Genomic DNA, 12189 nt, shown 5'->3' with positions numbered 1-12189 from the left:
GGCTCCGCCCCCGTGCAGCGACAGGTAGCGACGCTATGACTCTCGATATCTTGATAATGCAGGTGTTCAGCGGATTCTCGCTGTTCTCGGTACTGGTGCTGATGGCGCTGGGCCTGACCATCGCCTTCGGCCTGATGGGCGTCATCAACATGGCGCACGGCGAGCTGATGGCGCTGGGTTCCTACATGACCTACGTCACCTCCCTGGTCTTCCAGCGCTACCTACCCGAGTTCATGGGTTGGTATTTCCTCGTCGGCATCGGCGTGGCCTTCGCGGTGACCTTCGCCTTCGGCTTCCTGCTCGAACGCTGCTTCATCCGCTTCATGTACAACCGGCCCCTGGACACCTTGCTCGCCACCTGGGGCCTGTCCCTGGTGTTGCAGCAGGTGTTTCGCCAGGCATTCGGCCCGAAGGAGGTCAGCGTGCCGACCGTGCAGTGGCTGCAGGGCGCCTGGAAGGTCACCGCGGGGCTGGAGCTGCCGCTCAACCGGATCTTCATCATCGGCCTGACCTTCGTCATCGCCGGGGCCGTCTTCCTGTTCCTCTACCGCAGCCGCTGGGGCCTGCGCATCCGCGCGGTGACCCAGAACCGCGCCATGGCCGGGGCCGCCGGGATCAATACCGCGCGTGTCGACGCCGTGACCTTCGCCCTCGGGTGCGGCCTGGCCGGTATCGCCGGCAGTTCCTTCACCATGCTCGCCTCCACCGGCCCGGTCAGCGGCCAGCAGTACCTGGTGGATACCTTCATCGTGGTGGTGTTCGGCGGCGTGGAAAGCCTGCTCGGGACCTTCCTGTCCGCCTTCGCCATCGGCCAGACGCAGATATCGCTGGAATACCTGACCACGGGCTCCATGGCCAAGGCCATCACCCTGCTGGTGGTGATCGTGCTGCTGTTCTTCCGCCCCAACGGCCTGTTCGCCGCGAAAGTGAGACGCTGACATGAATAACATGACTGAAAAGCCCTTGGGCCGGCCGCAGGCAGCCTCCCTCGCCCAGCGCAGCCGCAGCGCGGGTTGGCTGCCCTTGATCGAGCGCCATGGATTGCTTTGGCTGTCGATCCTGCTGCTGGTCATCCTGCCCTTGAGCCTGGGTGACTTCCGCCTCGGGCTGGTCGGCAAATACTTGAGTCTGGCGTTCTGCGCCCTGGGTATGGTGCTGATCTGGGGCTACGGCGGTATTCTCAGCCTCGGCCAGGGCATCTTCTTCGGCCTGGGCAGCTACATGATGGCCATGTACCTGAAGCTCGAGGCCACCGCCACCGACGAGGCCGCCAGTGCCCTGGCGGCCTTCTATGGCTCCGCCCTGCCCGACTTCATGATCTGGAACAGCGTCGACGCCCTCCCCTGGTGGTGGAAGCCGTTCGAGTCGGCGACCTTCACCCTGGCCGCGATCCTGGTCATACCGCCGCTGCTGGCGTTCGCCTTCAGCTACGCCTACTTCAAGAAGCGCGTGGGCGGGGTATACTTTTCCATCATCACCCTGTCGCTGGCGGCGATCATGTCGATCATGATCATCGGCCAGCAGGGCTACACCGGTGGCGTCAATGGCCTCACCGACTTCAAGACCGCCTTCGGCCTGAGCCTGCAAACCCCGCAGACCCCCTGGATCCTGTACCTCATCACGGCGCTGCTGTTGCTCGGTTGCGTGGCCCTGTGCGGCTTCATCCTGCGCAGCCGGCTGGGCAAGGTGGTGGTGGCCATCCGTGACCGCGAAGACCGGGTGCGCTTTTCCGGTTACAACACGGCGTTGTTCAAGGCGTTCATCTTCGCCGTGGCGGCGCTGATCTCGGCCCTTGGCGGAGTGATGTTCACCCTGCAGGTGGGCCTGGCCTCCCCCTCGCTGGTGGGCATCATTCCGTCCACCGAGATCGTCATCTATGCGGCCCTGGGCGGCCGCCTGTCGCTGGTCGGCGCCGTCTACGGGACCCTGCTGATCGGCGTGGCCAAGACCTATCTGTCGGAGAACTTCGTCACCTTCTGGCAGTACTTCATCGGCTTCCTGTTCATGGGCGTGGTGCTGTTCCTGCCGGCGGGCCTGGCGGGGCTGCTGCAGCGCCTGACCAACCGGGAGGTCGAGCGATGAGCGCAATCCTCTTGAGTGTCGAGGACCTGACGGTGTCCTTCGATGGCTTCAAGGCCGTGGACGGCCTCAACTTCTACGTCGAGGAAGACCAGGTTCACGTGGTGATCGGTCCCAACGGCGCAGGCAAGACCACCCTGCTCGACATGATCTGCGGCAAGACCCGTCCCAGTGCCGGCAGCATCCGCTTCAAGGACCTGCAGCTGGCCAACCTGATCGAGTACCAGATCACCCGCGCCGGCGTCGGTCGCAAGTTCCAGAATCCCTCGGTGTACGAGGACCTGACCGTCCGCGAGAACCTGGACATCTCCTCCCCGGACAGGCGCGGCCTATTCAACTGCCTGTTCGCCCGCCAGGACCGGGCGCTGCACGCCGAAATCGAGCGTACCGCCGAGATGATCTTCCTGCACGAGCACCTCGGCCGCAAAGCGGGCTTGCTCTCCCACGGCCAGAAACAGTGGCTGGAAATCGGCATGCTGCTGATGCAGCGGCCTGAATTGCTGTTGCTCGACGAACCCGTGGCGGGCATGAGCGCCGGAGAGCGGGAAAAGACCGCGGGCTTGCTCAGGCAGATCGCCAAAGGGCGCGCCATGGTCATCATCGAGCACGACATGGAGTTCGTGAAGTCGGTGGCCGACAAGGTCACCGTCCTGCATCAGGGCAAGACCCTGGCCTACGGCTCGATGGATCAGGTGCAAAACGATCCGCGGGTCATCGACGTCTACCTGGGGCACTGAGCATGCTGACCGTCAACAACCTCAACGTGTACTACGGCGACAGCCATGTCCTGCGTAACCTCGACCTGAGTCTGGCGCCGGCGGAATCCCTGGCCATCATGGGCCGCAACGGCATGGGCAAGACCACCCTGCTGCGCAGCCTGGTAGGCATGCTGCCCGCCCGTAGCGGCAGCATCCAGTTGGCCGGCGAGGAACTCAGCGGGCGCAAGAGCTACGACCGGGTCGCGGCAGGCATCGGCTTCGTGCCCCAGGGCCGCATGATCTTTCCCTACCTGAGCGTGGAAGAGAACATCCTCAGTGGCATGCAGGGCGCACCGGCGGCGCCGATTCCCGACTACGTCTACGAATATTTCCCGGTGCTGTTCGAGATGCGGCGGCGCAAGGGCGGCAATCTCTCCGGCGGCCAGCAGCAGCAGCTGGCGATCGCGCGGGCGCTAGTCTCCAACCCCAAGGTGCTCATCCTCGACGAGCCCACCGAGGGCATCCAGCCCTCGATCATCAAGGACATCGCCCGCGCCCTGAACCTGCTGAAAAAGGAGCGCGGCTTTTCGCTGATCGTCTCCGAGCAGGTGCTGTCCTTCGCCATGGCCGTCGCCGACCGCTACCTGATCATCGAGAAGGGCGAGTTCGTCCACAGCGAGGTCCGCGAGACCGTCGACCGCGAGCGCATCCTGCGCTACCTGACCATTTGAACCGGCACGGGAGACCCCGCCATGTTGATCCTCGACCGCATCCTCGGCCAAGCCAGCGACCCGGCGCTCGCCGATAGGCTGCACGCCCTGAGCCACGGTGGCCAGGTGGAGACCCTGGTCCTCTCGACCAGCGATATCCAGCGGCATCGCCTGCGCCTGGCCAGCGACCAGGGCACCGACTGCGCCATTCGCCTGGAGCGCCATCAGCAGCTGCGCAACGGCTCGGTGCTGCTGCTCGACGGTCAGCGCGCCATCATCGTGCAGATGCAGGATCCGCAATACCTGAGGCTACGCCCGCGCGACGCCGCCGCCGCGCTCGAACTGGGTTACTTCGCCGGCAACATGCACTGGCAGGTGCGCTTCGCCGATGACCAGTTGCAGATTCCTTTGTCCGGGCCGGAAGCCGACTACCTCGAACGCCTGGCGCCGATGCTGGCCGACGGCCGGGTAGCGCGCGCATGAATTCGCTGCACAGCAGCCTGCTGGCGCTGCAACAGGCCGACAGCTTCTTCCCCGGCGGCGCGGTCGCCTGGTCCTGGGGGCTGGAGACACTGGTCGCCGACGGACGCCTGGGCGGCGAGGCCCTGCCACGCCGCCAGCAGGGGATGTCCCGGGATCGCAGCGCCCAGGTCAGTGGCTTCGTCACCGGCCAGCTGCGGCATCGCTGGGCCAGCTTCGACCGGGCATTCCTGGCCGCGGCCTGGAGCGCCCCCGACCTGGCGGCCCTGGCTGACCTCGACGCCCAGGTCGAGGCGCTGACGCTCGCCGAAGAGCTGCGCCTGGGCTCACGGCGCCTGGGGCAGTCGCTGCTGGGCGTGCACGTCGCCATGGGCACCCCGGATGCCGCCGCCTACCAGCGCCTCGTGCTGGCGGGCGAGGTGCCGGGCCACCTGGCGGTGGTGCAGGGCTTGCTGTGGCAGCGCCTGGGCATGCACCAGGAGCACTGCCAGCTGGCCGCCGCCCATGGGCTCTGTACCGGTTTGGTGAGTGCCGCCATCCGCCTGGGCGTCATGGGTCATCTGGATGCCCAGCGGGTCCTGACCGCGATCCAACCCCTGCTGCTGGACATCCTCGCCCAGCCCCTTCCCGCGCTCGAAGACGCCAGCGGCTTCACCCCGCTGGCCGAAATCGCCGTGATGCGCCACGAAACCCAGGAACTGCGACTGTTCGCCAATTGAGCCGGCCGCCCTGCGCGCCGGCCAGATAGGAGCTAGATCATGCTGCTGACCCCTACGGAGCTCGAACGCCTGACGCTGTACACCGCCGCCGAGCTCGCGCGCAAACGTCGCGCCAAGGGCCTGCGTCTGAACTTTCCGGAAGCCAGCGCCCTGATCGCCGACGAGATTCTCGAAGGTGCCCGCGAAGGCCGCAGCGTCGCCGAGTTGATCGGCTTCGGCTCGACCCTCCTGACCACCGATGACGTCCTGCCCGGCGTAAGCGACTTGCTGCCGGTGCTGCAGGTGGAAGGGACCTTTCCCGACGGTACCAAGCTGGTCACCGTGCACCAGCCCATCCGCCCCGGTCGCCTGGCCCTGGCAGACGGACCCACGCCCGGAGAGATCCTTTCCCCCGCCGGCGACATCCAGCTGAACGCCGGCCGGCCCACCGCGACGCTGCGGGCGGTCAACACCGGTGACCGGCCGGTGCAGATCGGCAGCCACTATCACTTCTTCGAGGTCAACAAGGCGCTGGACTTCCCGCGGGAAACCGCCTTCGGCATGCACCTGGACATCCCCGCGGGGACCGCCGTGCGCTTCGAGCCCGGCGAGTTGCGCGAGGTGCAGCTGGTGCAATTCGGCGGCAGCGGCGACATCCACGGCTTCAGCGGCCTGACCAACGGCAACCTGCACGATCCGGCGTGCAAGGCCACGGCCTTGCAGCGCGCCCGCGCACAACAATTCAAGGGAGCCTGAGCCATGGCGACGATGACCCGCAAGGAATACGCCGCGATGTACGGCCCAACAGTCGGCGACGCCGTCCGCCTGGGCGATACCTCGCTGCTGGCCGAGGTCGAGTTTGACCACTCGGTGCCCGGTGACGAATGCCTGCACGGTGGGGGCAAGACCCTGCGCGACGGCATGGGCCTGATGCCCGGGCACAACAGCGACGACGGCGCCCTGGACATGCTGATCTGCAATGCCCTGGTGATCGACCCGGTGCTCGGCATCGTCAAGGGCGACATCGGCATCAAGGAGGGCAAGATCGTCGCCATCGGCAAGGCGGGCAATCCCCAGGTCATGGATGGCGTGCACCCGCAGCTGGTCTGCGGGATCGCGACCACCGTGCGCGATGCCGAGGGCCTGATCGTCACCCCCGGCGGCATCGACGTGCACGTGCATTTCGATTCGGCGCAACTCTGCGAGCACGCCTTGGCGGCGGGGCTCACCACCCTCATCGGCGGCTCGCTGGGGCCGATCACGGTGGGGATCGACTGTGGCGGTGAGTGGAACGTCGGCAAGATGCTGCAGGCCTCCGAAGCCTGGCCGATTAACTTCGGCTTCCTCGGGCGGGGCAATTCCAGCAAGCCCGAATCTCTGCTGGGCCAGCTGCGCGGTGGCTGCCTGGGGTTGAAGATCCACGAAGACTGGGGCGCGATGCCGGCGGTGATCGATACCTGCCTGAAGGTCGCCGACGAGTACGACTTCCAGGTGCAACTGCACACCGACACCCTCAACGAGTCGGGCTTCCTCGAAGACACCCTGGCCGCCATCGGTGATCGCACCATTCACATGTACCACACCGAAGGGGCCGGCGGCGGTCATGCGCCGGACATCATCAGCGTGGCCGGCAAGGCCAACTGCATCCCCTCCTCCACCAATCCGACCAATCCCTACACGGTGAATACCTTCGACGAGCACCTGGACATGATCATGGTCTGTCACCACCTCAATCCGGACGTACCGGAAGACGTGGCCTTCGCCGAATCGCGGGTGCGCCCTCAGACCATCGCCGCCGAGGACATCCTGCATGACACCGGGGCGATCTCGATCCTCGGCTCCGACAGCCAGGGCATGGGCCGGATCAACGAAGTCATCTGCCGCACCTGGCAACTGGCCTCCAAGATGAAGGATCAGCGCGGTCGGTTGCCGGAAGAGAGCACCCTGCTGGGCGACAACGAGCGCATCAAGCGCTACATCGCCAAGTACACCATCAACGCCGCCCGGGTGTTCGGTATCGACCGCTACATCGGCTCACTGGAGCCGGGCAAGCTCGCCGACCTGGTGCTGTGGCGCCCGGCGTTCTTCGGGATCAAGCCGGAACTGGTGGTCAAGGGCGGCTTCATCGTCCATGGCGTCATGGGCGATTCGGCCGCCTCGCTCTATACCTGCGAACCCTTGGTGATGCGCCCGCAGTGGGGCGCGTTCGGCGAGGCCAAGCAGGCGCTGGCGGTGAATTTCGTCAACCGCCTGGCCGTCGAGGCCGGCACCGCGGCCGCCCTGGGTCTGAAGAAGGCGCTGCTCCCCGCCATCGGCACCCGCACGCTGCGCAAGGGCGACATGCTGCACAATGACGCCTGCCCCGACATCCGCGTCGATCCGCAGACCTTCGACGTCTACGCCGATGGCGAGCGGCTGACCTGCGAGCCGGTCAGCCAGGTTCCGCTCGCCCAGCGCTACCTGCTGCGCTGATGTTCCTAGATACCAGGAGTGCCCTGATGAATACACCCAACGCCGCCCAGACCTCGATCGAGCCGCTCGCCCATGCCGGCGCCGCCCGGGTGGGCATCGGTGGCCCCGTGGGTTCGGGCAAGACCCGCCTGCTGGAACAGCTGATCCCGCGGTTCCTCGCCCGCGGCACCGAACTCGCGGTGATCACCAACGATCTCGCGACCCGCGAGGATGCCGAGCGCGTCCGCCGCAGCGGCCTGATTGACCCGGAACGGGTACGCGCCGTGGAAACCGGCGCCTGCCCGCACACGGCGATCCGCGAGGACCCGACCCTGAACCTGCAGATGGCGGACGAGCTCGAGGTGCGCTTCCCCCGGCTGGACCTGATCCTCATCGAATCCGGGGGCGACAACCTGGCGTCGACCTTCTCGCTGGATCTGGTGGACTACTGGATCTTCGTCATCGACGTCGCCGGCGGAGACGACATTCCGCGCAAACGCGGTCCGGGCGTGCTGAGCTGCGACCTGCTGGTGGTCAACAAGTACGATCTGGCGCCCTACGTCGGGGTGGATCTGGCCCGGATGCGCCGCGAGTCCGCCGACGCCCGTGGCGCCAAGCCGGTGTTGTTCACCAACTGCGCGACGGGGGAAGGCGTCGATGCGGTCGTCGACACCATCAGCCGCGCCGTGCTGTTCGACCGTCCATGAACGCGCCCCAGACGCTCTTTCGTCCGCTGACCGAAGCCGTCGCGCCCCAGGCGCGGATCACCTTCAGCCAGGCCCCGGCGGGTGGCAGCTATGTATCCGCGCAGCGGGTGGGCTACCCCTTCCACCTGGGGCGTACGCTGAGACTGCCCGACGATCCGCCAGGCATGGCCGCGGTGTACCTGCAATCCTGCTCCGGCGGCCTCTTCGCCGGGGAACACCTGCATCTGCAGCTAAGGGCCGAACCGGGCAGCCAGGCCTACCTGAGCACCGGCGCCGCCACCGTCGCCCACAGCATGCTCGAACAACCGGCGCGGCAGCGGGTGAGCCTGGAAGCCGGCAAAGGGGCCTGGCTCGAATACCTGCCGATGGCGACGATCCTGTTCCCCCAGGCCCGGCTCCACAGCCAGGTCAGGGTGGTCTTGCATCCCCAGGCCCGGGTGATGCTCTGCGATGCCTTCAGCCTGCATGCGCCCGCTGGCAGTACTGGGGTGTTCGACGCCTATCGCGCCGATCTGGAGGTACGCAGCCTGGACGGGCGCCTGCTGGCGGGTGATCGCCTGGCCCTGACCGGTGCCGACCTGCGTAGCGGTCTGCCGGGAGTCAGCGAGGAGATGCAGGCCCTGGCGACGTTCATGCTGGTGGGTCAGGAGCTGCCGGTAGAGGCGCTCAAGCAACGCCTGCGCGAGGCCCTGGGCACCCTGCCCGACAGCTATGTCGGTGTCAGCACCCTGCCCAACGATTGCGGGGTCAGCGTGCGCCTGATGACCCTGGATGCGGTGGCCTTGCGCAGCGGACTGCACCGCGCCTGGTCCGGCGTCCGTGAACAGCTGACCGGCGTGGCGCCCCGGCCGCGACGCAAGTGATCGCGCAGCGGCCGGACCACGGCCGCTCAGGGCGCCACTGCCCGATCCAGTCGCCGCAGGCGGTCCTGGTAGACACGCCGCGCCGCCAGGGCTTCTTCCAGGGTCACGGCGACGAAACGCGCCTTCTGGTTGGGCTGCAGCTGGCCGATCAGGTCCAGGTCGCTGCTGATGACCGTGCCGATCATGGCGTAGCCACCGCCAGAGACCGCATCGCGATGCAGGACGATGGGTTCGAGGCCGGCTGGTACCTGGATCGAGCCAATGGGATAACAGCTGTCGACGATATTGGATGGATCCGAGCCGGCGCCAAAAGGTTGTTCGCGCGGCGTGAATGCCAGCGGCCGGCCGCCCTTGAATCTGTAGCCGATGCGATCGGCTTCGGAGCCCACCGTCCAGGTGTCGGCGAAGAAGGCCTCAGCCGCCTCTGAGGTCAGGCGGTGATGATAGAGACCCGGTACGATCCGCAAGGTCACCTCGCCGCCGCAGGCGGGTACCAGGTCGTCGGGCAAGCGGGTGCCAGGCTTGGCGCCTGTCGCCGGGGTTCCGACAGTCAGTTCGTCACCGGCGGCGAGCCTTCGACCCTGGAAGCCGCCGAGACTGCCCAGGACGTAGGTCGAGCGACTGCCCAGCACCTCGGGCACGGCGAACCCGCCGGCGATGGCCAGGTAACCCCGGGCGCCAGCCTTGAGGTAATCGAACTTGAGCACCTGGCCGGCCTGCACGCTGAAGGCTTCGTCCAATGGCATTTCGGCGCCGTCCAGGCGTGGCGTCATGCGCGCGCCGCTCAGGGCGACCAGGGCGTCTTCGCCGAAGTGCAGCTCCGGGCCGAGCAAGGTGCACTCCAGGGCGGCGGCGCCGGATGGGTTGCCCACCAGCAGATTGGCCGCGCGCAAGGCGTAGCTGTCCATGGCCCCGGACGGCGGGATGCCCAGGTGGTAATAGCCTTCGCGGCCGAGGTCCTGGATCGAGGTGGCCAGGCCGGGTTTGAGTACCTTGATCATGCCGGCTCCTCCATCAGGGTGCGCGGATAGCCGCGGGGATCATCGAGAAAGGCGTCCAGGGAGAAATCCACCGGACGGATGTTAAGGATGAAGCTACCCTCCTCCACCTCGGCCAGCATCCGGTCGTATTCGGCACGGTCGATGGCGCGGAAACGGACGATGTCGCCGGGCCGGAAGAACACCATGTGCTCCTGCAGGTAGTCGAGACGCTGCGCCGGATCGTAGATGGGGGCCGGCGTCACCCCGAACATCTGGTAGCCGCCGGCGCCCCGTACCGAATAGATGCAGCCGAAGCAGCCGCCGTGGCCGAGGGTCTGCTTGGGTGTGTCGGTGCGGGGCCGCAGGTACTTGGGCACCTGCAGCTGCCGCTCGGGCTCGACCATCTGGAACATGAAGGGCAGCCCGGCGACGAAACCCACCATGGAGACGAACCAGGGCGCGCCGCTATGGGCGGCGATGAAGGCCTCGACATCGGCCAGGCCGTTAATGCGAGCCGCATACTCCAGATCGGTGGCAGTCGGATCCTGGTGGCGATCGCGAAAGCGCATCAGCGTCTCGTGGGTCCAGGGATCGTTGTAGAGCACCGGGATCTCGATCAGCCGGGTGGCCAGTTGGCGTTCGGCCACCGCCTGGTCTTCCACGCCCTGGACGGCGGCCAGCAGCTGGTCGGGCGGTAGCACGTCGGGATCGAAGCGGATCTGGAAAGAGGCGTTGGCCAGGCAGATGTCGTGGATGCCGGGCAACTGCAGTGCCTGCACCGCGCGGGTCATGGCCAGGCCACGGAAGAACGCCTCCAGGGACATGCTTTCGGACAACTCGACGAACAGGTGCTCGTCGCCGCCGAAGCTATAGCGAATCGCGGTCGTCATGCGGGGATCTCCTCGGCCAACCAGTGTTCCAGGGTACCGGTGTCGAAGCGCGCTTCGATCACCCAGGGCTCGTCCAGCAGGCGGCGATGCAGGGCTGCGGTAGTGGCCATGCCGGTCAGGCGCAATGCGTCCAGCGCCTGGCGGGCCCGGGCCAGGGCCTCGGTGCGATCGGCGCCATGGGCGATGAGCTTGGCCAGCAGCGAGTCGTAATAAGGCGGCACCCGATAGCCCGCATAGAGATGACTGTCGACGCGGATACCCGGGCCCTGCGGCCAGGCGAGCTGCTCGACCGTCCCGGGGCTGGGAAAGAAATTGCGCGCCGGATCTTCGGCGTTGAGTCTCAGCTCGATGGCGGCGCCCTGCAGATGAATGTCTTCCTGGCGCAGCCCGAGGGGTTCACCGCCGGCGATGCGCAGCATGGCCTGGACCAGGTCGATGCCGGTGACCACCTCGGTGACTGGATGCTCGACCTGGATGCGGGTGTTCATCTCGATGAAGAAGAACTCGCCCCGGGCTTCGTCGAACAGGTATTCCAGGGTACCGGCGCCGCGGTAGCCGAGGCTTTCGGCCAGGCGTACCGCACTGGCGCACAGGGTCTCGCGCTGGGCAGCGCTCAGCACCGGCGATGGTGCCTCTTCCAGGAGCTTCTGCCGGCGCCGCTGTAGCGAGCATTCGCGCTCGAACAGGTGCACGGCGCGCTGGCCGTCACCAAGGATCTGCACCTCTATGTGCCGAGCGCGCTCGATGAAGCGCTCCAGATAGAGGGCACCACTGCCAAAGGCGGTCTGGGCTTCACGCTGGGCAATGGGAAATTCCCGCGCCAGCTCGGCGGCATCCCGCGCCAGGCGAATGCCCCGGCCTCCTCCCCCGGCCGACGCCTTGATCAGCAGCGGGTAGCCCACCGTTTCCGCTGCCGCTATGGCTGCCTCTATATCGGCCGGTTCGCTGGTAGAGCCCGGTACCACCGGGACGCCAGCCGCCAGCGCGGTACGCCGCGCCTCGGCCTTGTCGCCCATGCGGCGGATGATGTCACCCGAAGGGCCGACGAAGACGGCACCGGCCTCCTCCACCGCATCGGCAAAGGCGGCGTTCTCGGCCAGAAAACCATAGCCGGGATGAACCGCATCGGCGCCGCTGTCACGCAAGGCCTTGAGCAGGGCCTCTACATTGAGGTAGCTCCGGTCCGCCCGCGCGGGACCGATCACCACCACGGCATCGGCCTGCCGCGCCGCCAGGGAGTCCTGATCGGCCTCGCTGCAGGCCAGCACCGTTTCGATGTTCAAGGCCTTGGCCGCGCGCAGGATGCGCACCGCGATCTCACCGCGGTTGGCTACCAGCAGACGGCGAAAACCGCCCCCTGTCGCGCTCACGAGGCCACTCCACTCAGGGTGGCCAGCAGCTGGCCGGGCTCGACCGGGTCGCCGTCTTCCACCGCGAAGGCGACCAGGGTCCCGTCCACCTCGGCATGGACCTCCGAGAATTGCTTCATCACCTCGACCAGGCCGATCACGGTGTTGGCGGTGACGGTTTCCCCGGCATCCACATAGGGCGCCGCGTCGGGCGTGGGTTTGCGATAGAACGTCCCGGGCAGGGGCGAGAGCACCGAATGTTCGGCCATGACGATTCCTCTTCT

The 12189-nt window shown here is 66.9% G+C and carries 14 protein-coding genes; 10 read left to right on the top strand and 4 right to left on the bottom strand.

Annotated elements, in window-relative coordinates:
• Positions 1 to 35: 35 nt before the first annotated feature.
• The 10 genes from urtB to ACYJP6_RS10725 are packed head-to-tail and all read left to right on the top strand — an operon-like array spanning position 36 to position 8686.
• The gene (gene urtB / locus ACYJP6_RS10770; RefSeq protein ID WP_039976323.1) at positions 36 to 938 is read left to right on the top strand and encodes an urea ABC transporter permease subunit UrtB; all 903 of its coding nucleotides are present in this window, start codon (positions 36 to 38) and stop codon (positions 936 to 938) included.
• A 1-nt stretch (position 939) separates the two neighbouring features.
• The gene (gene urtC, locus ACYJP6_RS10765; protein ID WP_459474975.1) at positions 940 to 2082 is read left to right on the top strand and encodes an urea ABC transporter permease subunit UrtC; all 1143 of its coding nucleotides are present in this window, start codon (positions 940 to 942) and stop codon (positions 2080 to 2082) included.
• Entirely contained in the window at positions 2079 to 2816 is a 738-nt protein-coding gene (gene urtD, locus ACYJP6_RS10760; protein WP_007162455.1) for an urea ABC transporter ATP-binding protein UrtD, read from the top strand. Before urtC ends, urtD begins: the two co-directional genes overlap by 4 nt.
• Before the next feature lie 2 nt (positions 2817 to 2818).
• Entirely contained in the window at positions 2819 to 3508 is a 690-nt protein-coding gene (urtE, locus tag ACYJP6_RS10755; RefSeq protein ID WP_007162456.1) for an urea ABC transporter ATP-binding subunit UrtE, read from the top strand.
• A gap of 21 nt (positions 3509 to 3529) precedes the next feature.
• The gene (ureE, locus tag ACYJP6_RS10750) at positions 3530 to 3970 is read left to right on the top strand and encodes an urease accessory protein UreE (RefSeq protein WP_459474974.1); all 441 of its coding nucleotides are present in this window, start codon (positions 3530 to 3532) and stop codon (positions 3968 to 3970) included.
• Positions 3967 to 4686, top strand: coding sequence for an urease accessory protein UreF (locus ACYJP6_RS10745; protein WP_459474973.1), 720 nt, complete (start codon positions 3967 to 3969; stop codon positions 4684 to 4686). Before ureE ends, ACYJP6_RS10745 begins: the two co-directional genes overlap by 4 nt.
• A 39-nt stretch (positions 4687 to 4725) precedes the next feature.
• Positions 4726 to 5421 (top strand): urease subunit beta, encoded by a 696-nt coding sequence (locus ACYJP6_RS10740; RefSeq protein ID WP_007162459.1) that lies wholly within the window; start codon positions 4726 to 4728, stop codon positions 5419 to 5421.
• Between the two features lie 3 nt (positions 5422 to 5424).
• Positions 5425 to 7137 carry an urease subunit alpha gene (ureC, locus tag ACYJP6_RS10735; RefSeq protein WP_459474972.1) on the top strand — a complete coding sequence of 571 codons (1713 nt, stop codon included), beginning with the start codon at positions 5425 to 5427 and terminating at the stop codon, positions 7135 to 7137.
• 26 nt (positions 7138 to 7163) lie between these two features.
• Positions 7164 to 7823 carry an urease accessory protein UreG gene (gene ureG, locus ACYJP6_RS10730; protein WP_459474971.1) on the top strand — a complete coding sequence of 220 codons (660 nt, stop codon included), beginning with the start codon at positions 7164 to 7166 and terminating at the stop codon, positions 7821 to 7823.
• The gene (locus ACYJP6_RS10725) at positions 7820 to 8686 is read left to right on the top strand and encodes an urease accessory protein UreD (protein ID WP_459474970.1); all 867 of its coding nucleotides are present in this window, start codon (positions 7820 to 7822) and stop codon (positions 8684 to 8686) included. Before ureG ends, ACYJP6_RS10725 begins: the two co-directional genes overlap by 4 nt.
• A 26-nt stretch (positions 8687 to 8712) precedes the next feature.
• Here ACYJP6_RS10725 and ACYJP6_RS10720 read toward each other — a convergent pair whose 3' ends face one another.
• From ACYJP6_RS10720 to ACYJP6_RS10705, 4 genes are read right to left on the bottom strand one after another with little or no spacing between them, the layout of a single operon-like run.
• Complete coding sequence (locus tag ACYJP6_RS10720; protein WP_459474969.1) at positions 8713 to 9687, bottom strand: 5-oxoprolinase subunit C family protein; 975 nt, start codon at positions 9685 to 9687, stop codon at positions 8713 to 8715.
• Positions 9684 to 10556 (bottom strand): 5-oxoprolinase subunit B family protein, encoded by an 873-nt coding sequence (locus tag ACYJP6_RS10715; RefSeq protein ID WP_459474967.1) that lies wholly within the window; start codon positions 10554 to 10556, stop codon positions 9684 to 9686. Before ACYJP6_RS10715 ends, ACYJP6_RS10720 begins: the two co-directional genes overlap by 4 nt.
• A complete protein-coding gene (locus ACYJP6_RS10710; protein ID WP_459474966.1) occupies positions 10553 to 11926 on the bottom strand; it encodes an acetyl-CoA carboxylase biotin carboxylase subunit in 1374 nt (457 codons plus the stop codon). Before ACYJP6_RS10710 ends, ACYJP6_RS10715 begins: the two co-directional genes overlap by 4 nt.
• Positions 11923 to 12174 carry an acetyl-CoA carboxylase gene (locus tag ACYJP6_RS10705; protein ID WP_459474965.1) on the bottom strand — a complete coding sequence of 84 codons (252 nt, stop codon included), beginning with the start codon at positions 12172 to 12174 and terminating at the stop codon, positions 11923 to 11925. Before ACYJP6_RS10705 ends, ACYJP6_RS10710 begins: the two co-directional genes overlap by 4 nt.
• Positions 12175 to 12189: the final 15 nt, after the last annotated feature.

It is taken from the genome of Pseudomonas sp. No.117 (assembly GCF_054558395.1).
The sequence above is the reverse complement of the archived record's forward strand: the minus strand, read 5'-3'. Positions and strand labels throughout refer to the sequence as shown.

Bases quoted from the DNA above. Each gene is read 5' to 3' on its own strand.
- urtE (WP_007162456.1), top strand. From the start codon at position 2,819: ATGCTGACCGTCAACAACCTCAACGTGTACTACGGCGACAGCCATGTC.
- urtB (WP_039976323.1), top strand. From the start codon at position 36: ATGACTCTCGATATCTTGATAATGCAGGTGTTCAGCGGATTCTCGCTG.
- ureC (WP_459474972.1), top strand. From the start codon at position 5,425: ATGGCGACGATGACCCGCAAGGAATACGCCGCGATGTACGGCCCAACA.
- urtC (WP_459474975.1), top strand. From the start codon at position 940: ATGAATAACATGACTGAAAAGCCCTTGGGCCGGCCGCAGGCAGCCTCC.
- ACYJP6_RS10720 (WP_459474969.1), bottom strand. From the start codon at position 9,687: ATGATCAAGGTACTCAAACCCGGCCTGGCCACCTCGATCCAGGACCTC.
- ACYJP6_RS10740 (WP_007162459.1), top strand. From the start codon at position 4,726: ATGCTGCTGACCCCTACGGAGCTCGAACGCCTGACGCTGTACACCGCC.
- ureG (WP_459474971.1), top strand. From the start codon at position 7,164: ATGAATACACCCAACGCCGCCCAGACCTCGATCGAGCCGCTCGCCCAT.
- urtD (WP_007162455.1), top strand. From the start codon at position 2,079: ATGAGCGCAATCCTCTTGAGTGTCGAGGACCTGACGGTGTCCTTCGAT.
- ACYJP6_RS10725 (WP_459474970.1), top strand. From the start codon at position 7,820: ATGAACGCGCCCCAGACGCTCTTTCGTCCGCTGACCGAAGCCGTCGCG.
- ACYJP6_RS10745 (WP_459474973.1), top strand. From the start codon at position 3,967: ATGAATTCGCTGCACAGCAGCCTGCTGGCGCTGCAACAGGCCGACAGC.
- ACYJP6_RS10705 (WP_459474965.1), bottom strand. From the start codon at position 12,174: ATGGCCGAACATTCGGTGCTCTCGCCCCTGCCCGGGACGTTCTATCGC.
- ACYJP6_RS10715 (WP_459474967.1), bottom strand. From the start codon at position 10,556: ATGACGACCGCGATTCGCTATAGCTTCGGCGGCGACGAGCACCTGTTC.
- ureE (WP_459474974.1), top strand. From the start codon at position 3,530: ATGTTGATCCTCGACCGCATCCTCGGCCAAGCCAGCGACCCGGCGCTC.